General features: G+C 29.4%; 30 protein-coding genes and 1 other RNA gene. 21 read left to right on the forward strand and 10 right to left on the reverse strand.

Features of this window, described 5'->3' with window-relative positions:
* Nucleotides 1–10: 10 nt before the first annotated feature.
* The 4 genes from JK634_RS20715 to JK634_RS15765 form a co-directional block, all read right to left on the reverse strand.
* Nucleotides 11–319 carry a TIGR04104 family putative zinc finger protein gene (locus JK634_RS20715; protein WP_202768677.1) on the reverse strand — a complete coding sequence of 103 codons (309 nt, stop codon included), beginning with the start codon at nucleotides 317–319 and terminating at the stop codon, nucleotides 11–13.
* Nucleotides 320–403: 84 nt separating this feature from the next.
* Nucleotides 404–712: a TIGR04104 family putative zinc finger protein gene (locus tag JK634_RS20720; protein ID WP_202768678.1), complete on the reverse strand. Its 309-nt coding sequence runs from the start codon at nucleotides 710–712 to the stop codon at nucleotides 404–406.
* Nucleotides 713–796: 84 nt separating this feature from the next.
* The gene (locus JK634_RS15760; RefSeq protein ID WP_202768679.1) at nucleotides 797–1,105 is read right to left on the reverse strand and encodes a TIGR04104 family putative zinc finger protein; all 309 of its coding nucleotides are present in this window, start codon (nucleotides 1,103–1,105) and stop codon (nucleotides 797–799) included.
* A 20-nt stretch (nucleotides 1,106–1,125) separates the two neighbouring features.
* A complete protein-coding gene (locus tag JK634_RS15765; protein WP_202768680.1) occupies nucleotides 1,126–1,299 on the reverse strand; it encodes a hypothetical protein in 174 nt (57 codons plus the stop codon).
* A gap of 84 nt (nucleotides 1,300–1,383) precedes the next feature.
* On the opposite strand from JK634_RS15765, the gene JK634_RS15770 reads away from it, so the two are divergent.
* The 5 genes from JK634_RS15770 (at nucleotide 1,384) to JK634_RS15790 (ending at nucleotide 5,758) form a co-directional block, all read left to right on the forward strand.
* Complete coding sequence (locus JK634_RS15770) at nucleotides 1,384–2,910, forward strand: phytoene desaturase family protein (protein WP_202768681.1); 1,527 nt, start codon at nucleotides 1,384–1,386, stop codon at nucleotides 2,908–2,910.
* A 111-nt stretch (nucleotides 2,911–3,021) separates the two neighbouring features.
* Nucleotides 3,022–3,672 carry an HAD family hydrolase gene (locus tag JK634_RS15775; protein ID WP_202768682.1) on the forward strand — a complete coding sequence of 217 codons (651 nt, stop codon included), beginning with the start codon at nucleotides 3,022–3,024 and terminating at the stop codon, nucleotides 3,670–3,672.
* Nucleotides 3,673–3,717: 45 nt separating this feature from the next.
* The gene (locus JK634_RS15780; RefSeq protein WP_202768683.1) at nucleotides 3,718–4,014 is read left to right on the forward strand and encodes a DUF3784 domain-containing protein; all 297 of its coding nucleotides are present in this window, start codon (nucleotides 3,718–3,720) and stop codon (nucleotides 4,012–4,014) included.
* Between the two features lie 20 nt (nucleotides 4,015–4,034).
* Nucleotides 4,035–4,760 carry an AAA family ATPase gene (locus tag JK634_RS15785; RefSeq protein ID WP_202768684.1) on the forward strand — a complete coding sequence of 242 codons (726 nt, stop codon included), beginning with the start codon at nucleotides 4,035–4,037 and terminating at the stop codon, nucleotides 4,758–4,760.
* A 179-nt stretch (nucleotides 4,761–4,939) separates the two neighbouring features.
* On the forward strand, nucleotides 4,940–5,758 hold the full coding sequence (locus JK634_RS15790; protein ID WP_202768685.1) for an aminoglycoside adenylyltransferase domain-containing protein: 819 nt from the start codon (nucleotides 4,940–4,942) through the stop codon (nucleotides 5,756–5,758).
* A gap of 59 nt (nucleotides 5,759–5,817) precedes the next feature.
* Here the strand turns inward: JK634_RS15790 and JK634_RS15795 are convergent, their stop codons facing one another.
* The gene (locus tag JK634_RS15795) at nucleotides 5,818–6,264 is read right to left on the reverse strand and encodes a helix-turn-helix transcriptional regulator (RefSeq protein ID WP_202768686.1); all 447 of its coding nucleotides are present in this window, start codon (nucleotides 6,262–6,264) and stop codon (nucleotides 5,818–5,820) included.
* A gap of 240 nt (nucleotides 6,265–6,504) precedes the next feature.
* Here JK634_RS15795 and JK634_RS15800 point away from each other — a divergent pair, with 240 nt between their 5' ends.
* From JK634_RS15800 to JK634_RS15835, 8 genes are all read left to right on the forward strand, one after another.
* Complete coding sequence (locus tag JK634_RS15800) at nucleotides 6,505–7,377, forward strand: AraC family transcriptional regulator (protein WP_202768687.1); 873 nt, start codon at nucleotides 6,505–6,507, stop codon at nucleotides 7,375–7,377.
* Between the two features lie 104 nt (nucleotides 7,378–7,481).
* Nucleotides 7,482–7,766: a hypothetical protein gene (locus JK634_RS15805; RefSeq protein ID WP_202768688.1), complete on the forward strand. Its 285-nt coding sequence runs from the start codon at nucleotides 7,482–7,484 to the stop codon at nucleotides 7,764–7,766.
* Nucleotides 7,767–7,786: 20 nt separating this feature from the next.
* Nucleotides 7,787–8,332 carry a GNAT family N-acetyltransferase gene (locus tag JK634_RS15810; protein WP_202768689.1) on the forward strand — a complete coding sequence of 182 codons (546 nt, stop codon included), beginning with the start codon at nucleotides 7,787–7,789 and terminating at the stop codon, nucleotides 8,330–8,332.
* Nucleotides 8,333–8,466: 134 nt separating this feature from the next.
* A complete protein-coding gene (locus JK634_RS15815) occupies nucleotides 8,467–8,952 on the forward strand; it encodes a permease (RefSeq protein ID WP_202768690.1) in 486 nt (161 codons plus the stop codon).
* Nucleotides 8,949–9,479, forward strand: a complete 531-nt coding sequence (locus tag JK634_RS15820; protein ID WP_202768691.1) for a permease — start codon at nucleotides 8,949–8,951, stop codon at nucleotides 9,477–9,479. Before JK634_RS15815 ends, JK634_RS15820 begins: the two co-directional genes overlap by 4 nt.
* 226 nt (nucleotides 9,480–9,705) lie before the next feature.
* The gene (locus tag JK634_RS15825; protein ID WP_202768692.1) at nucleotides 9,706–10,041 is read left to right on the forward strand and encodes a YnfA family protein; all 336 of its coding nucleotides are present in this window, start codon (nucleotides 9,706–9,708) and stop codon (nucleotides 10,039–10,041) included.
* An 86-nt stretch (nucleotides 10,042–10,127) separates the two neighbouring features.
* On the forward strand, nucleotides 10,128–11,210 hold the full coding sequence (locus tag JK634_RS15830; protein WP_202768693.1) for a serine hydrolase domain-containing protein: 1,083 nt from the start codon (nucleotides 10,128–10,130) through the stop codon (nucleotides 11,208–11,210).
* Between the two features lie 66 nt (nucleotides 11,211–11,276).
* Nucleotides 11,277–11,657 carry a VOC family protein gene (locus JK634_RS15835; protein WP_202768694.1) on the forward strand — a complete coding sequence of 127 codons (381 nt, stop codon included), beginning with the start codon at nucleotides 11,277–11,279 and terminating at the stop codon, nucleotides 11,655–11,657.
* A 59-nt stretch (nucleotides 11,658–11,716) separates the two neighbouring features.
* Here the strand turns inward: JK634_RS15835 and JK634_RS15840 are convergent, their stop codons facing one another.
* Together JK634_RS15840 and JK634_RS15845 are read right to left on the reverse strand one after the other, a co-directional pair.
* On the reverse strand, nucleotides 11,717–12,037 hold the full coding sequence (locus JK634_RS15840) for a hypothetical protein (protein WP_202768695.1): 321 nt from the start codon (nucleotides 12,035–12,037) through the stop codon (nucleotides 11,717–11,719).
* A gap of 80 nt (nucleotides 12,038–12,117) precedes the next feature.
* Nucleotides 12,118–12,678, reverse strand: a complete 561-nt coding sequence (locus tag JK634_RS15845) for a DUF1697 domain-containing protein (protein WP_202768696.1) — start codon at nucleotides 12,676–12,678, stop codon at nucleotides 12,118–12,120.
* A 160-nt stretch (nucleotides 12,679–12,838) separates the two neighbouring features.
* On the opposite strand from JK634_RS15845, the gene JK634_RS15850 reads away from it, so the two are divergent.
* From JK634_RS15850 to ssrS, 8 genes are all read left to right on the forward strand, one after another.
* Complete coding sequence (locus tag JK634_RS15850; RefSeq protein WP_202768697.1) at nucleotides 12,839–13,291, forward strand: hypothetical protein; 453 nt, start codon at nucleotides 12,839–12,841, stop codon at nucleotides 13,289–13,291.
* A 148-nt stretch (nucleotides 13,292–13,439) separates the two neighbouring features.
* Nucleotides 13,440–13,895, forward strand: a complete 456-nt coding sequence (locus tag JK634_RS15855) for a hypothetical protein (RefSeq protein ID WP_202768698.1) — start codon at nucleotides 13,440–13,442, stop codon at nucleotides 13,893–13,895.
* A 4-nt stretch (nucleotides 13,896–13,899) separates the two neighbouring features.
* Nucleotides 13,900–14,139, forward strand: coding sequence for a hypothetical protein (locus JK634_RS15860; protein ID WP_202768699.1), 240 nt, complete (start codon nucleotides 13,900–13,902; stop codon nucleotides 14,137–14,139).
* Between the two features lie 14 nt (nucleotides 14,140–14,153).
* Entirely contained in the window at nucleotides 14,154–14,450 is a 297-nt protein-coding gene (locus tag JK634_RS15865; protein ID WP_202768700.1) for a hypothetical protein, read from the forward strand.
* A 65-nt stretch (nucleotides 14,451–14,515) separates the two neighbouring features.
* Nucleotides 14,516–15,352, forward strand: a complete 837-nt coding sequence (locus tag JK634_RS15870; protein WP_202768701.1) for a DUF6544 family protein — start codon at nucleotides 14,516–14,518, stop codon at nucleotides 15,350–15,352.
* 4 nt (nucleotides 15,353–15,356) lie between these two features.
* Nucleotides 15,357–15,857 (forward strand): 2'-5' RNA ligase family protein, encoded by a 501-nt coding sequence (locus JK634_RS15875; RefSeq protein WP_202768702.1) that lies wholly within the window; start codon nucleotides 15,357–15,359, stop codon nucleotides 15,855–15,857.
* Between the two features lie 26 nt (nucleotides 15,858–15,883).
* Complete coding sequence (locus JK634_RS15880; protein WP_202768703.1) at nucleotides 15,884–17,149, forward strand: alkaline phosphatase family protein; 1,266 nt, start codon at nucleotides 15,884–15,886, stop codon at nucleotides 17,147–17,149.
* Between the two features lie 143 nt (nucleotides 17,150–17,292).
* A non-coding RNA gene (gene ssrS / locus JK634_RS15885) (6S RNA) lies at nucleotides 17,293–17,505 on the forward strand.
* A gap of 62 nt (nucleotides 17,506–17,567) precedes the next feature.
* On the opposite strand, the gene JK634_RS15890 is transcribed toward ssrS, so the two are convergent.
* The 3 genes from JK634_RS15890 to JK634_RS15900 form a co-directional block, all read right to left on the reverse strand.
* Nucleotides 17,568–17,759 carry a hypothetical protein gene (locus JK634_RS15890; RefSeq protein ID WP_202768704.1) on the reverse strand — a complete coding sequence of 64 codons (192 nt, stop codon included), beginning with the start codon at nucleotides 17,757–17,759 and terminating at the stop codon, nucleotides 17,568–17,570.
* Nucleotides 17,760–17,824: 65 nt separating this feature from the next.
* The gene (locus JK634_RS15895) at nucleotides 17,825–18,253 is read right to left on the reverse strand and encodes a CBS domain-containing protein (RefSeq protein ID WP_202768705.1); all 429 of its coding nucleotides are present in this window, start codon (nucleotides 18,251–18,253) and stop codon (nucleotides 17,825–17,827) included.
* Between the two features lie 48 nt (nucleotides 18,254–18,301).
* A complete protein-coding gene (locus tag JK634_RS15900; protein ID WP_202768706.1) occupies nucleotides 18,302–19,249 on the reverse strand; it encodes a LacI family DNA-binding transcriptional regulator in 948 nt (315 codons plus the stop codon).
* Between the last annotated feature and the right edge of the window lie 41 nt (nucleotides 19,250–19,290).

A 19,290-nucleotide genomic window follows, 5' to 3' on the forward strand; every position in this document is an offset into this window, starting at 1 on the left:
AAAAACCTCTCTATTCTTTAATATAAAATCTTATGAAAAAAGGTGACAAGAGCAACAATAAAGTCCCAAAAACAGGATAAAACCAAAATGCATAAGCATTTAGGCCATGAGATTTAAATGTACTAAATATGATGCCTTCAAAAAGTACTGGTATAAAAGCAATAAGAATTATAATTATACGGAAAATAGGTTTTATAAAATGCACAGTTTTGCAATTTTCACATTCAACAGGCTTAAGGCCTCCCCAATCCCAACTTGCTTTTAAAATAGTGGACCACTTAAAACTTTTAGAACATTTCTTGCATTTCGGAATTAACATACACTTCACCTTTCCTGAATGTTATGATTTAATAATATGCTTTTTCATTAATCTTATCAGCTTGATTTCCCATAAAAAACCTCTTTATTCTTTAATATAAAATCTTGTGAAAAAAGGGGATAAAAGCATTAACAAAATAGCCCAAGCAGGATAAACCCAGAATATATAAGATCTTATTCCATAAGGTAAAGGTAAGCCCAATATAGCATTTTCAAAAATTAGTGGTGTAAAAGCAAGTATAAATATTATTATACGGTTAATAGGTTTATAATAATGTTTAGTTTTACAATTTTCACATTCAATAGGTTTGAAGCCGTTCCAACTCCAACTTGCTTTTAAAATAGTGGACCACTTAAAACTTTTAGAACATTTCTTGCATTTCTGAATTAACATACACTTCACCTTTCCTGAGTATTATGATTTAATAATATGCTTTTTCATTAATCTTATCAGCCTGATTTGAAATAAAAAACCTCTTTATTCTTTAATATAAAATCTTATGAAAAAAGGTGATAAAAGAACTAATAAAATCATCCAAGCTGGGTAAGCCCAGAATATATAAGCATTTAATCCAAATGCCTTAAATAGTTCAAATACATGGTTCTCAAATAATAATGGAATAAGAGCAAGTACAATTATAATTATACGGGCGATGGGCTTTATTAAATGTGTAGTTTTGCAACTTTCACATTTAATGGGTTTAAATCCACCCCAGCTCCAAATAGCTTTAATAATAGTAGACCACTTAAAACTATTAGAGCAGTTTTTACATTTCTGAATTAACATACACTTCACCTTTCCTGGTATTATGATTTAATATTATGTTTTCTCATGGATTTTAAAATATATTTATAGATATCTGTAAACCTAAAGATTTTTGAACCTATAAATCCAGCTAATCTAGATATAAGCATGCCTATTACTAAAGGTATTGAAATTGCTAATAGCACTTGAAATATAGTACTAAAAAATGAATACATGTAAACACCTCTTATTAATCTTATTAACTTATTATAACTCAAAATCAATTTTATGGTAAAATATTTTTATGAGGGGGGATTAGTATGACGCTTGATATTAAGTATGATGTAATTATAGTTGGGGCAGGTATGGGAGGCTTAAGTACTGCAGCTTTTCTATCTAAAGAAGGAAAGAAAGTTTTAGTTATAGAAAAACACGATAAACCTGGTGGATTTATTACTTCATTTCAGAGAAAAGGATGTCGTTTTGACATTGGGTTAGAAGGCTTAATGGAGCTTAGTGAAAATGGAGATATAACTGGATTTTTAAATTACTTTGGTGTGTCAGTGGAAACTGTTAAAAGAACTGAAAAGCTAAGGATTTTTACTGGGGACAAGGATTATACTTTTAACTCACCTACATTAAAAAGTGATTTTATAAAACAATTTCCCCTTGAAGAGGAAGCCATTGATAAATTTTTTGATTTAAATGAAAAAATTTTAAGCGAAATGTATAGTGGTGGTGCTCCAAAACCTCCTTATGAAATGAGATTATTTGAAAAGCTTAAATTTGGAATTGAGTCCATGTTAAAAAGACCAACCTTAATGAAATATGGAATGAAAAATGCATATCCAATATTAAAAAAGACATTTAAGGATAGAGACTTAATTAACGTTATAATATCAAAAGGCATATGTAATATGGTGTATTTAGGTTATGTCTATAGATGGGATGTAGTTAATAGAGATATTGTTTACTATCCTATAAGTGGAATGCAGGCAATTCCTGATGCTGTAGTGAAAAATATAAATGATAATTATGGGCAAATACTATTAAATACTGAGGTTAAAGAAATTCTTATAGAAAATGGAGTTGCAAAAGGCGTAGAGTGTACTAATGGAAGTTGTTATTATGGGGATATTGTTGTCTCTAATTCTTCTGTACATTATACAGTTAACAAACTTGCTAAGGATGCACAAGAATTAGAACCACTAAGAAAGAGTATAGAAAAACGTGAAATATATCCTGGAGCTATGATTAATTTCATGGGAGTAAGTAGAGAATATGATTTTGGTGGAGTAAATTATATAGCAATAATGGATAAAGATACTATAGATTTGGATTTTGATGATTATACTCCATATAATTGTCCTATATGGTTAATTGTAAGTGAAAAACCAAAAGATCAATTAGATCATTCAGTTACAATTTTAGCTTACCTTCCATATAAATATCATAATAATTGGGATACTGGAATAGACGGTACTAGAGGAGAAGAATACAGGAAATTAAAGAGTGAAGTAGAAACTATTATAACTAATAGAATTTGCAAAAAAATGGGTGAAGATTTTAGAAAGTCAATATTATTTTGTGTATCATCTACCCCTGTATCTTCTGAAAGATATACCTATAGCACTGAGGGCGCATTTATGGGATGGATGATGAATGAAGGAAATTACGGTAAATTTATTCCTCAAGAAACTAAAGTAAATAATCTTTATTTAGTTGGGCAGTGGGTTTTCCCTGGTGGAGGGGTAGCAGGTGTTATGGCAAGTGCTTATTATCTATCTAAAAAGATATTGGCTTTAGACAACATAGATTTAGAGAAGAAATATAAAGAAAGTATATAGATATAGTGTTTCGTAACTAGAAGAGAAGTTAATAAAGCTTCTCTTTTTTATATGCTATAATTAATTTACAAGAACGAGACATGCTAATTATATCTTAAGGGGGAATTATATATGGAAAAGTGCAATACAATTATTTTTGATTTAGATGGAACATTACTTGATACTCTTGATGATCTAACAGATAGCGTAAATTACTCATTAGCACGTCATGGATTCTCATGCAGGGAAAAAGATGAGGTTAGAAGATTTGTTGGAAATGGAGTTGCACGTTTAATAGAGCTAGCAATTCCAGATGGACGTAGTAATCCAAAGTATGATATATGCTTAGCAGATTTTAAAGAGCATTATTCTAAAAATAAACAAAATAAAACCAATGCTTATAATGGAATAATGGAGCTTTTAGAAAAGTTATCTAAAGAAAACTATAAGCTTGCAATTGTATCAAATAAGTTTGATAAGGCTGTAAAAGAACTTAATCAAATTTATTTTGGGGAATATATAAAAGTAGCAATTGGACAATCAGAGCACATAGCTAAAAAGCCTGCACCAGATACTGTTTATATGGCATTAGAAGAATTAGGTTCAAAGACTGATAATTCAATATATGTAGGAGATTCTGAAGTAGATGTAAAGACTGCTAAGAATTCTGGAATTAAATGCGTAGGTGTTACCTGGGGCTTTAGAGGAAGAGAAGTTTTAGAAGATAAGGGCGCAGATTATATCATAGACAAGCCGTCAGATTTACTGGAAATAATTGCATAAAATACTGTATAATTAAGGTGTGAATTATTTAAGAGGGGAATCTTTATGTTAATTGGGGTGGCTATTTTATTCTTAATAATAGCATTATTAATCTTTTCAGGAAAAGGAAGCTTTCTTATAATTGGATACAATATAGCATCAAAAGAAGAAAAAGAAGAGTATAATGAGAAAAAGCTTTGTAGGGCTGTAGGAACATTATGCATATATATATCAATAATAACTGCATTAGCTAATTTCTTTAAGTTCAATGATATATATGGAACTTTTTATTTGGTTTCAATATTTGCAATGATTATATCTACAATTATCTATATAAATACTAAGTGTAAAAAAACAAACTAAAACTGCTGGAGGTAAAGTAATTGAATTTTGATCAATACTTAAGACATGTTGAACTACGACATGAAAGAATAGAATCTTTTTCTGAATTTCCATATTGTCTGCCATCAGTAAGAAATTTAGATAGAATGGAGTTTCATCCAAAGGTTACATTCTTAGTAGGTGAAAATGGAACGGGTAAATCAACAATACTTGAAGCAATTGCCATTGCTTTTGGTTTTAATCCAGAAGGGGGAACTAGAAATTTTAACTTTTTAACAAAGGATACTCATTCAAAGTTACACGATGCAATTAAACTTGTTAAAGGAGTTAAGAGACCGTGTGATGGATTTTTCTTAAGAGCAGAGAGCTTTTATAATGTAGCTACAAATGTAGATGAACTTGATGCAGCGGAATTCTATGGGGGAAAATCTCTTCACTCACAATCTCATGGGGAGTCTTTTTTATCACTAATAAGAAATAGATTCAGTGGGAATGGGTTATATATTTTAGATGAGCCTGAAGCCGCACTTTCACCATCAAGACAAATGTCCATGATAGCTATAATGCATGAGCTTATAAGTAATAACTCTCAGTTTATTATAGCAACTCATTCGCCAATAATAATGTCTTATCCTAATTCTTTTATCTATGAATTAAATGATGGAATTAAAAAGGTTAACTATAAAGAAACTGAACATTATAAAATTACAAGGGCATATCTTGAAAATCCTGAAAGAATGCTTAAGATACTCTTAGAAAATGAGTAGAATAATTGTGTTGGAAGTCATAAGACTTCCTTTTATTTTTTATAAATTAAAATATTTAATAAAATTGTAATAGAATTTTAAAGATTATTAAGTAAATATTTACATTTTACATAGTATAATAAAGTAAATTGACTTTAATACTTTAAAGAATAAAAATTAATTTTAAAAGGGGAATAACCATGGGCTATATACCTAAAAAAGTTAAGTTCATTATAGACAAGCATATAGAAATGATAGAAGAAAGACTTCCTGATTTACTTGAAGGCTATTACATTTATGGATCATTATCTCTAGGAAAATTTCATTATGGCTTTAGTGATATAGATTTTATTGCAGTAGTTAATAGAGAAGTTAGTGAAGAAGAATTAGAAGTTTTAAAATATATTCATAATAGTATTAATAAAAAATATCGTAAGACTACACTAGATGGAATGTATGTAATGGAGGAAGATATAGAATCCTTAAATAAAGAGGGAGATAGATGTGTTAGGTTTAATGACGGAAAATTTGAAGGATATATAAAGTTTAATAGAAATTCAATAGATGCATATCAATTAAAAAAATGCGGAATCGTTATAAAGGGGAAAGATATTGAGGATTATAAACTAGAAGTCAATTTTGACATTTTAATTAATGAAATGAGGAATAATCTAAATAGCTATTGGGTCAACTGGATGAATGGCTGTAAGAAATTTATGTCATCAAAATACATTGGTTCCTTTGTTAGTCTAAAGAATATTGAGTGGGGAGTTTTAGGTGTTTCTCGTCTTTATTATACATTAAATGAAAAGGATATAACCTCAAAAGTTGGAGCAGGAGAGTATGCATTAAGCAAAGTGCCTGCCAAATGGCATAATATAATAAAAGAATCCATGAAGCTTAGAAATGATAGCAAGGAATCTTATTATAAATCTTTCTCTAAGAGAAGAGATGATGCTTTAGAATATATGGATTACATAATAAAAGAGAGTAATAGACTATTAGATGGTAAGAAATAAGCTGTTTTAAGAAAAAGAACAGAATACTAAGTTAGTATTTCTGTTCTTTTATTGTTATTTTACTTACTTTTCTTTTTTGCCATTTTATATTTTTGATAAAGAATATCTTTTAAAACCAAAACTGTGTCAGAATCATCAAAATTGAACTCACTTTTAAAGGTATCATATAGCTCAGAAATTTTTTTGCTATAGCTATCTATCCCTTGCATACCTTGATATGAAGCTAATATTGGATACTTTTTACTCCAAGCACTAGTCCAATCTATTTCATCAACAATTAATTCAATATTAGTAAGGTCACCTCCAATAGGGGTTCCACTTATAAGATAATCATAGCTTACATTATAAAGTTCACTTAATAATTTAGCCTTAATAAGTTCCGGAACTGTCTGATCAGTTTCCCATTTACTCACAGTTTGCCTAGATACACCTAGTTTTTCAGCCACATCTTCTTGAGATAAAGCTGCTTTTTTACGTAAATCTAATAATTTTTCGCCTAAGGACATAATTATCACCAGCCTTTCTTCTACTTCAATACGTATTGATTAGTTATAGTATACTAAAGGATAAATATCATTTCTATCAAGTAAAACTGGAATTTTGTCAACTAAACTTAACATTTTAAAGTATAATGAATATATATTTGCTTACACTACGAGAATAAGTAATCCTACTTAATTGTGCAGGAAAAGTCGGATGTGTATTTTAAAATTTTGATATCCTGTTAATGAAAGGAGGTCATATAAATGGATTCGCTAGGAAGAATGAATGAAGCATTAAACTATATTGAAGAAAATTTAGATGGTGATATTGATTTAAAGATAGTGGCTAAAATAGCATATTGCTCAGAATATCATTTTCAAAGAATGTTTTCATTCCTTGCAGGTATTACTTTGTCTGAGTATATTCGCCGCAGGCGTCTCACTCTTGCAGCATTTGAGCTTAGTAATAGTAATTTTAAGGTTATTGATATAGCAATAAAATATGGATATAACTCACCAGATTCATTTACTAGAGCATTTCAGAATTTACATGGCATAACACCATCAGAAGCTAAGAATAATGGTAAAGCTCTTAAAGCATATCCAAGAATGACTTTCCAAATTACAATTAAGGGAGGAAATGAAATGAAGTATAGAATTGAAGAAAAAGAGGGATTTTCCATAGTAGGGATTATGAAGAGAGTACCAATAGTATTTAACGGAGCAAATCCTGAAATTACATCTATGTGGCAAAGCCTAACTCCAGAGATTATTAAAGAGCTTAAGGAACTTTCAAATGTAGAACCTATGGGAATTATTAGTGCATCCACAAATTTTTCAGAAAATAGAATGGAAGAAAAAGGTGGACTTGATCACTATATTGGAGTAGCTACAAATAAGGAGTGTTCTGATAAATTTAAGAAACTAGAAGTGGCACCTTCAACCTGGGCTGTATTTGAAGCAAAGGGACCATTCCCAGAGACTCTTCAAAATATATGGGGACGAATATACTCAGAATGGCTGCCAGCTTCAAATTATGAAGTTGTAGAAGGCCCAGAAATACTTTGGAATGAAAGCAAGGACACAACAGCACCAGACTATAGAAGTGAAATATGGATTCCAGTTATGAAGAAGTAAGAATTAAAACACCGTATTAATTTACGGTGTTTTTTATGTTAAATATCTATAATAACTCATATATGGTATAATTTTCATATAAAAATTAAAGGTAGGTTATATTGATGAGAAAAAAACTCATTATATTAGTCATTAGCATAATAATGATATTTACCATAGTTATGCATTTGAATCCTTATTATGCACTAAGATTACACTTGTTTGTAACTGGCTATAGAAAGGCTGCATTAGAATCTCGTATTATTGAAAGTTCTCATGATAGTAATCAAGATAATGTAAAATACTATTATTTTGATAAAAGACCTATTGATATGTTTGGTTCTGAACAAGGAGACTATAAAGTAACTAAAATTGGACCTTTGTATTTTGTAAAATACCAAGGGATTTAATAAGGTAATTGGAGGTTCAAGTGATTGTAGATGAGAAATTAATAGAAGGCAAAAGGCTCACATGGATTCTTAGGTGTCCAACAAAAGGAGATTCAGAAGAACTTTCAGCACTCAGAATTAAGATTGATGGAGAAACAGAAAATCTTGATAGAGAAGCCGGTGAAGGATTATTAACATCAGAGGACTTTAAAAAGCTAATTTATGAAGATTCAATATCGGAAAAAAACTTATTTTTAGTAGCAGAAGTAGAAGGGAAGCTAGTTGGTTTTGCAAGATTACAAGGAAATGGGCTAAGTAGATATAGACATAAAGCTGAGTTTGGAATTTGCATTTTAAAAGAATATTGGGGGTATGGCATTGGGAAAGTACTTCTTGATAATATTTTAGGATATGCAGATAATGTGGGAATAAAAAAAGTATGTCTATATGTAGTCGAAACCAACACAAAAGCTATTGAGCTTTATAAAAGCTTTGGATTTGTACAAGAAGGCTTATTAATAAATGATAGAATTCATATGGATGGAAATTATTATAATTCAGTTGTTATGGGAAGAATTATAGATTAAATAAGAGGAAAGAGTTCTAAGAACTCTAATGATAAAAGTATAATGGCTCATAATTAAGCTAGCTTATTGGAACTCACATTAATCTTTTTAGATAATATAATAATATTAATAATAAGTTATGGGAGTAGAAAAATATGAGCAGTCTTATTCTTTATTCAGCGGCAATTATACTGTTCTTATTGTCTTATAGAAAAGATAAGGCAAAAACTAAAAAAGCACTATTAAGAGGGTGGAAATCCCTAGAGAATATGTTACCTCAGTTTTTAGGAATAATAATAGTTGTTGGGTTAACACTTGCAGTACTTAAACCTGAAACAATATCAAGAATATTAGGAAGTAATTCTGGTGTCTTTGGAGTGTTTTTAGCAGCTTTATTAGGAAGTATAGCTATGATGCCTACCTTTGTAGCTTTTTCTACTGGAAATATGCTTCTTAATAATGGAGCAGGTCTAGCCCAAGTTGCAGCACTTATATCAACCCTAACTCTTATTGGAATAATCACTATTCCTTTGGAAGCTAAATATATAGGGAAAAGAGGCACATTTTATAGAAACTTTATAGCTTTTATCTTTTCAATTATAGTAGCTTTCTTTGTTGAAAAGGTGGTGCCAATAATATGATAAAAACTCTAGCAAAAAGGTATTCTTTTTTTATAGTAGCTCTTTTGGTATCAATAGTAATCACAATTTTCAACAAGGATCTGGGTTTAAAATCCTTTAGTATAGCTTTTTCAAGTTTTGAACAGATGATTTTAGTAGTGCCTCCAATTATGTTACTGCTAGGATTAATGGATGTTTGGATTCCAAGAGAAACTATGATGAAGTACATGGGTGATAATTCAGGTATAACAGGAATCTTTCTTGCTATACTTATAGGCTCATTAGCTGCAGGGCCTATGTATGCTGCATTTCCTTTTACAATAGTATTACTTAAAAAGGGTGTTAAATTTAGCAATATAATAATTTTTATGAATGCTTGGTGCGTAACTAAAGTATCTACCCTCATGTTTGAATTTGCAGCACTTGGCTATAAATTTACAATAGCACGGCTATTAATTGATCTGCCGGGGGTAATACTAATGGGGTATTTAGTTCAGGCATTAATGCCAAAGGAGGAACTAAAGAGGCTATATAAAGGTAGTTCATAATATAAATAAAAGATAACTAAGATAAACTACGTAGTATAGAAATCTTAGTTATTTTTATTAACTACAGGACTCTTCCATGGTAAAATATGAGGTAATTATTATAGAAAAACCTAGAGGAGGTTTTTAAGTTCAACTAATAATTTTTTCGTGCCTGAAAATGTCCAGTAACCGACATTTTCAAACAAGAATAAATTAAGTTTCCTACAAAAACCTAGAGGAGGACAACATGGAATTTTTAAAGTCTATATTTTACTTTATATTAGCAGGAATATTTGAAATTGGCGGCGGCTATTTAGTGTGGCTATGGATACGTGAGGGAAAGAGTATCATTTATGGAATAATGGGAGCAATAATTTTAATATTATATGGAATTATTCCTACTTTACAACCTCCTAACTCTAATTTTGGCAGAGTGTATGCAACCTACGGTGGGATTTTTATTGTCTTATCAATATTATGGGGATGGAAGGTTGATAATATAATACCTGATAAGTTTGACTTAATTGGAGGAGCTATCGCATTAATTGGGGCAATTATTATTATGTATGCGCCTAGAGGATAGCCATCAATGTTTAATAGTTACATAAGATTTTGAATAAATATTTAAGACATATGGTATTGTAAATAATTATGTATAAGGAGAGGGTTATGAAAAAGGTAATCGCAAGTATAATTAGTTCTATATTTGTATTTACAGTGTTAACTGGATGCTCAAATAATAAGCCAGACACAATAGAAACAGCTAGTAAAGATAAGGATGAAGTATATTTAAAACTAGAGAAGTACATGGATAAGTATAGTAATTTTAATGGTACAGTCCTTGTAGCTAAAAATGAAAAGATTTTATTTGAAAATGGATATGGTATGGCAGATGCTGAAAATAAGAGGCAAAACACTCCCCAAACTGTTTTTAAAATAGCCTCAATAACAAAACAATTTACTGCAACTGCAATACTAATGCTTCAAGAAAAAGGACTATTAAATGTTCAAGATACAATTGACAAATATATCGAAAATTATCCTAATGGGAATAAAATAAAAATTTTTAATCTTCTAAATCACACTTCAGGTATTCCTGATTATCTTAAGCTCATCAGTTCGAATAGCGGATATACTCCTGAGAAGCTAATTGGATTGTTTAAGGATAAAAAACTAAATTTTGCACCAGGAACTAAGTATGAATATAGTAATTCTAACTATGTTTTATTAGGATATATAATTGAGAAAGTATCAGGTATGAGTTATGAAGATTATATGCGAGAGAATATATTTAAACCTTTAAAACTTGAGTCTACTGGAACTTTAAATAATATGGATAGAGCAACTGAAAAGGCGCAAGGGTACTCATATATAAATCATAAATCAAATCAATATCAAAAAGACATAGATATGGATCCTTCATTAGCTTTTGCTGCAGGAAACCTATATTCAAATGTAGAAGATTTGCTTGTATGGAATAATAACTTATGCTCAGGCAAACTTATAAATGAAAATTCATTGAAGGAAATGTTAACTCCGTATCTAAATGGTTATGGCTTTGGCTGGTATATAATCAACAAAGATAATCAAAAACTTATTGAACATGAAGGGGATATACTTGGATTTACAACACTAATAAGAAGAGATATGAATACAGGATATGTAGTTATTCTTTTAAGTAATAAACTTGGTGAGGGTGCAAGCTTAAAGGAGATGTGTGACGGATTATTTGCAACTGTAAGCAATAAGTAAAATCTTCTATAAAATATGTAATTTAGGGTATATAATATAATTATAACCACTAAGGAGGAGTAGAGAATGATCAACAAAATAGGAAAGATTACGTTATATGTGAATAACCAGGAGGACGCAAAAAAATTCTGGACAGAAAAAATGAACTTCGTAGTTAAATTTGAGCAAGCTATGGGACCAAATATGAAATGGATAGAAGTTGGACCAAGTGCAGATGAGTTTACTACCTTCGTTTTATATGACAAGAATGCTATGAAGGCTCAAAATCCATCAACTAGTGTTGAACATCCTTCAGTGTTATTAAGTACAACTGATATAGAAGCTACATACAACAAGATGAAAGAAAATGGAGTTGAGGTAGCTGAATTAATGAGTATGCCCTATGGAAAGATGTTTTCATTTAAGGACCAAGATGGAAATCAATTTATAGTTAGAGAAGATAAATAATACATTGAAAAAAACACTGATAAATTCCAAGTTAAGTTGAATTTATCGGTGTTTTTTATTTAAGAAATAAATATGTCCCCTTTGCCAAATACCACAAAATTATAAGTTGGTTTAATAGGTAATAAATTTTGTTTTCCTGTGTTAGGTTCTAGTCTTAAATATTCTAGGATTACCTGGTGATCATCGTATACTGTTATATGCATTGTGTGTTCTTTTGAAGTGTTTTGAACACTATAAATTTTATTAGGCTCAAGGTTTAATGTAGTTGCACTATAAATACCTTCTTTAAAGGTATTAGTGATAGGTTGTGCGTGAGGAGCTATCCCAAAAATATTAAATGATAAACATATGAAAACTAAAAAAGTAACTATTTTTTTCACTATAATACCACCTTTCAATTAATATGATGGATTATAAATTTCTTTTTATACATAAGAGAGTTTTTTATTGTTTATACTCTTTACTTACTCATTTCTTTTGATAAAGCAAATAATTTATTAATGGTTTTCCAGTTACGAACAGTTGCAGGTACATCTAATTTATGTAGATTATTAGCAAGTTTTGAATTTCTAATACTATTTTTAAATAGTAGATATACATCCTTTTCTATAACGCTATATTCATCATTTTCACTTTTATATGATTTTAATTTTTCGATATTTTCTTGTAAAGGTGAAATAAGTAGTAATGCAACATATAGACATTCTGTGTCTGATTGAGATTCAGCGTCTTTTATTTGTTCATCAGAAAAAGGGCAATTATTAATTATATCTTCAAGCTCTGAGGAGGTTCTTAAAACCACTGTTAAGGAAATTTTAAAAGCTTTTTCAATCTCACATTCTATCCTCTCTTTTAAAATGTTTTCATTTTCATTTGATTTAAAAAGCACATTGCCACTTTGAATATATGTTTTTACCTCCAAAAGACCAATGGATTCCAATACTTTTTTTAGTTCTGCCATTTTGATAATATTTTTGCCACCTACGTTAATGCCACGTAGCAGCGCAATAAATGTAGTCATTATTAAAAACTCTCCTTTGTAAATAATTTGTTTGTTTTATTATACGGTATAGAATTTGTGAATACAATTATATATACATTAGATAATGGATTAATTGGTATAGAAAGGATGGTGTGGAATTTATATAAAAAAAAGAAATTTATTAAGAAGGTGCATATGAATGGAAGAAAAGCAGAAAGCAGGGGTATTCAGTTATTATTTATTTATATTTTTTGTAGCTTTTATTATGGATAGATTTTATTCTAATGTAGCTATGGTGGTATATGGATTTTTAGCTGTTCTATTACTTATTAATATCATTAGTTTAATAAGAAAGAAAAGTAAGAAATCAGATTGGCTGTTTGTTTTAATTTTCTTTGTAATTATAGCTAATAGAGCAATAAACTCATGGTTTTATTCACAGGATCATCTTATTGTTGATACAGGTTATAAGGATATATTTGTTGCATTAATATTACTTTTGGCATTTATATTCTATATTCTTTATGGATTTAAGGAAATTGATTCAAAAGAAAGTAGATTTAAATTTATAGCATTTTTGATACTAGCTATCATTGGGACAGGCTTATTTTTTGTGAATGATATAGTAGTGCCTATAATACAAGGATATTAATTTAATAGTATGAAATATGAGACACTATATTTTCTGAAATAGATTTATAGTGTTTTTTTTATTTGGATTAAATATATATTTAGTGAAAATAATGGTAAAAAGGTGATACAATATTCATAATACATTTAATTACGAAAGAGGTATTCATGTGAACTATTACTTTGGATTTTCATTCTATGGACTAATAATCTTTTTATTACCTATGATACCTAACTTATTTTACTTTATTAAACCTGTTCCTTATACCTTAGGGAATAATGAGAATAAACATGTGTTGCTAGATATTATTGAAAATATATTTAGAGTAGTATTTTTTACAATGCTTATATTAGTTGTAAGTGAGCAAGCAATTAAAATTCATAGTACTCATATTATTTGGATAGTAATAATACTACTTTTATATTATGTGTTTTGGGGATTTTTCTTTATAGGAAAGGTTAATTTAATTATTATTTTAGGACTGGCTATTTTCCCAGTGACCTATTTTATATTATCTGAAATATGGCTTCACAATTATATTGCAATTATTCCGACTGGATTATTTGGTATAATTCATGTAATTATTAGCTATAGCGATTATGAGTTTAATGATAAAAGGAGGTAAATATATGAATAAAATAGGATATATTTTTTCATGGATACTAGCGATGCTTGGGATTGTTTTTTTGTATATTACATTTATAGTTTATACTTCACTTCGTTCATTCATTCCGGCATATAATGAAACACTTCTGCCTGGAAAAATATATATATTAGATTATACTATTCCTAGTGTAATGTCAGTATTATGTATTATAGCTGGTATAGTAATGGGTATTTATTTTTACAGAAAAGAAAATCATACTTAAGGGGGAAAAGAAAGATGGTTACATTTTTGGCAAAGGTTATAATTTTTTGTGCAGTTGTAAGACTAATAGTTAGTTTTTTTGGTAAGGGAAATGGTCAATATAAGCGAAGAAGCAATAGTCGAAATTTGTTTACTGATGAAATGAACAGGCAACAATTCCAAGAGTTTCAGGAAGAAATGAATAGACAACAATTCCAAAATTTTGAGAGAGAATCATTAAAACAAATAACACCTTTCGAGCATGGTGGTTATGATATGACACAAGGAAATAGTTTCAATGATAATAACCATAATGGAATGAATGGATTGTAGAAAATTTCAAGATATATAGAAAAGCATTGAACTTATTCTTATAAATATAATAAGGGGACGAGAGTATGATTTGGATTTTAGGTATCATTACAGTAATAATTATACTTATTTTAGTATGGTTTAATATTTCTTATTCACCAGTTAAAGCTGAGTTTAAGAAATATATTCATGAAGAATTAAAAAATTCTAAGACTTTAAATAAGAATTTTACAGAAGAGGATATTTCAAATTTACCAATACCTGTACAAAAATATTTTCGTTATTGTGGGTATATTGGTAAGCCTAAAATGGCAAATATGAAGATATACTTTAAAGATGTAGATTTTTTGCAGGCTTCAAGAAAGCTTAAAATAGAATATACATTGTATAGTTTCGTGAACAAGCCAACAAGGTTTGCTCTTATAAATACAAGTCTCATGGGAATCCCTTTTGAAGGAATTGACTCATATAAAGATGGAGTTGGAGGAATGAAGGGACAAATAGCTAAGATTATAACGCTATTTGATGAAAGAGGAAAAGCTATGGATAAAGCATGCCTTGCAACATATTTATCTGAAGGTTTAATAATACCTAATGTTGCTTTGCAGGATTTTGTTACTTGGGAAAGTATAGATGAAAATCATGCAAAAGCTACTATAACTTATTATGGAATTGAAGCTAGTGGAATTTTCACCTTTGATGATAATGGATGTATGACAAGTTATACGACAGAAGATAGAGAATATAATGATGGAAAAGGTAATTCAAGAATTGAAAAATGGTCAGCTGTTTGTAGAGGTTATAAAGATGTAAATGGAATAAAATATCCTACAGTTTTACAAGGTGTTTGGCACTTAGCTGCTGGGGATCTCGTATACTTTGATGGTAATGATATGAAAATAGAATACGATGTTAGGAAGTAGTACAATGAGTGAAAAGTTTTTGTGTTTATTAGCAACTTTTGATGAAGAAACAGAAAAGTATATGAAGGGAATTGAAAGAACCATAAATGAAACAGGTATAGTAGGAAAACAGACTCCTAATCTATCTCATCATATTACGATGGCTTACTATGATACAAATCGTGAAGAAGAAATCAAAAAGTTACTTGAAGAAGTATGTTTAAAGACAAAAAGTTTTAACTTAACTTTTAATCATATCGGATTATTTGACTTGTCAGTAATCTTTTTCGCACCAGATGTTAATCGTGAATTACTTAGTTTACATGAAGAGTTTGATAAGGAATTTATTAATAATGATAAAGGATGGACTCCTCATGCAACTATAATAATAGATAATGAGGAAAATATTCAAAAGGTAATTCCAATAGTAGCTAATAATTTTATGCCAATAAACGCAAGAGTGGAAAAAGTAAGTCTATATGAGTTTTTTCCGACGAGGTTTATAGCCGAATATAATCTGCAGTAATTTATAGGAAAGTTTGAGGTATTTATATGAGAAATATGAAATCCTTTGAGGAGGTTAATAAAAGCACATATAATATATTCACAGTTCCATTATATGAAAGCTATTGTTTTTCTAACATTTTTGGAACCATAAAGGATTTATTCGGGGTTGATGCGAATAGAAAATTGCCAGAGGACACTTTAGAAGGGTTAAAAACTTCGCCAAATAAAGTGGTATTCTTCTTAGTAGATGCTTTTGGATGGTGCTTTTATGATAGATATAGAGAACAATCAAAATTTTTGGAAGAAGTTGAGGAGAATGGAGTAGTATCAAAGTTAACTTCTCAATTTCCTTCAACTACAACTGTACATGTAACAACAGCTTTAACTGGTGAAACAGTAAATGAACATGGACTTTATGAATGGTTTTATTACGAGCCAGTGGTAGAAGATATAATAGTTCCATTTTTATTTAAAGAAGCTAGAAAAGACGGGATGCAAACCTTAAAAAACAGAAATATAGATCCAAGGAGCTTTTTGCCTAGAGAGAGCTTGTTCAGAAAATTATCAGAGCATGGGGTAAAGACTACTGTATATCAACCTAAGAGAATAAATCACGGTGCATTTGCTGAAGCAATGTATAATAGCGCAGCATTAAAGGGGTACGAGAATTATAAAGAACTATTTGAAGGTTTATCAAAAGATTTAGTTCAAAATAACGAAAAAGAATATTTTTACGTTTATATACCTGAACTGGATACTGTAGCGCATGAATATGGTAATTCATCTAAAGAATTTGAGAGAGCAGTAAAAAAGTTGTTTAAGCATCTAGATTCCTTTTATGATAATGGAAAAAGTAAGTTTAATGATACACTGATTATGATAAGTGCTGACCATGGGCAAATAGAAAGTGATTTAAGTAAAAAGTATTATATAAATGAAATGATACCTGATATTGATAAGTATCTGGTTAAAAATAAAAATGGTGATATTATGTCTCCAACTGGTTATACAAGAGATTTAATACTTCATGTAAAAGAGGAAAATTTAAGCTTCTTAAAAGAACTTTTGAAAAAGGAATTAAAAGAATTAGCGGAAGTGTATACCTTTGAGGAATTAACTAAAATAGGATTTTTTAATAACCCATCAAAAAGATTAAAAGAAAGATGCGGTAATCTTATTATATTACCAAGAGGTAATACTAACATCTGGTGGTATGAAAAAGATGTTTTTGAAATCATACTTAAAGGGGTACATGGTGGAGCAAATAAAAATGAAATGGAGATACCATTATTAACCTATTTATTTGACTAATTTTTGGTTAGAATTTCTAATTGACTATTACCTATTTACCCTATATAATTACTTATACAGGAACCGATTGAACATTCTTAAGATGTTTTGGAGTCCTAGAAAATAGTATATAAAGACTGAAAGTAAGCTCAGTCTTACATAATAAATTTCTGAAATATTTGAAAAGCTCCTATTTTGAATCTACATTACAACAAAGGGAGTCTCATAAAATTAAGATTATATTAGGCCTATGGTGAGTCCCATATGATTTCATAATTGAAAACATAACGGCAGTAGGAAAATAGAAGCTTATTTGCGGACACCCACCTATCAAGAGATAGGTCTCAAAATTGGAGAAACGGTATTTTGGACGCAATATGCAAATAATGAACTACCTTTATGGTAGTTCTTTTTTGTTTTATAGATTAATTAAAACAACTTATTCTCTTAAATCTTCTTTAATTCTTTGCTCAGCGTAGCTTTCTTCATTTTTCATATTACTTAATCCAAAATTAACTGGTCCAAAAGCAAGCATTGTATTTATTGCTGTATGAGCTTTTTCATTTTGTTCATGATTTCTTTTTAAATAAATTCCTTCTTCAATTTCTATATCCTTCTCCTTATCTATCATAGTTACACCTCCATATAATTAGGAAACCAGTATAAGAATACTGGTTTTTATATTTATATATTTAATTAGATGTGATTAGTTGCTGGTTGAGAAATATTTTTAAGTGCGTCTTCAGCATTATCTTGAAGAGTAGGCTCTACAGAAATATCTCCAAGAGCAACTATACCAACAAGATTGTTATTTTGAATAATTGGAAGTCTTCTTATTTGTTGGTCACTCATTATTTTAGCTGCATCATGAATATCCATATCAGGGGTTCCTGTTACAGGCTTTGATGTCATGACATCCTTTATTTTTTGAATACTTGTATTTTGACCTGTTGCTACTGATCTTACAGCAATATCTCTATCTGTAACGACACCAACTAAATTTTGTTCTTGGCATACAGGAATTGATCCAATATCGAATTGTTTCATCATTTGAGCAGCTCTTTCAACAGAATCATCTTGACTTAAACTTACTAAATCTTTTGACATTATATCTTTTACTTGCATAACATTCACCTCCAAATATATATTTCCCAAGGTGGATGTTTTTTATTATTATAAATCTCCTCTTTTTATAAAAGAACTTCTTATTATTTCATTTCTAAATTCTCCAGATATACACATGGAAACAGCTTTCTTTCCTAAAGTAGTTATATGAAAATCAATAGTAGATATATCTAAAAGCTTACTTATAGCTTGATTATCCTGCCCTATAATTAATGGAACTTTAATGTTATTATCTTTAAAAAATTTATAAATTCCAGCTGCAACTTCATCACTGTTTGCGAATATGCAATCAACATTGTTCTTTAAACTATAAAAATATTTTCCAGCACAGTAGCCATCCTCAAAATTTTTACAATTATTATATATTAATTTTGTTGAAAAACTTTTTAAGTTTGTTTGAAAAATATTAAAAACTTTTTGTGAAGCCAAGCTAGAATCATAAGTCCTACTAAAGGTAAGGGCAAAGTTTTTATAATTTTTCTTTTTAAGCTCTACTAATATGGGTTCATAGACCTCAAATCTATTTATGTAGACAGAAGGAAGATTGCAGTCACCTACATCTTCACAGCAGATAATTGGACCATATTTTTTATATTCTTCTATTAATTTAAAACAATTTGAAGCAGATAAAATTATAAGACCATCAAACTCTTTTGAGGAAAACATTTTTAGATAGTCAAGTTCTATCTCTTTATCGTAGTTTGTAGGTAAAAAGGTAACTTTATAACCATCTCTAAAACCTTCTTCCATAATCCCACTTATTATCGTATCATAATAACTATTAGAACTGCTATAAGGTACTATTATTCCAAGGTTAAAGCTCTTGCCAATACTAAGACTTACTGCCTTGCTATTTGGAATATAATCATATTTAGATACTATTTCTAAAATCTTATCTCGAGTTTCTTTAGAAATTCTAGGTTGATTATTTAATGCACGAGATACTGTAGAAACAGAATAACCCGAAATTTTTGCAATATCATAAATAGTTATCATAAAGCTCACTCCTTAAACTATTAGTTAAAATAATTTTACCT

Origin of the sequence: Clostridium paridis, assembly GCF_016765615.1 — a bacterium.
GTDB lineage: Bacteria > Bacillota > Clostridia > Clostridiales > Clostridiaceae > Clostridium_T > Clostridium_T paridis.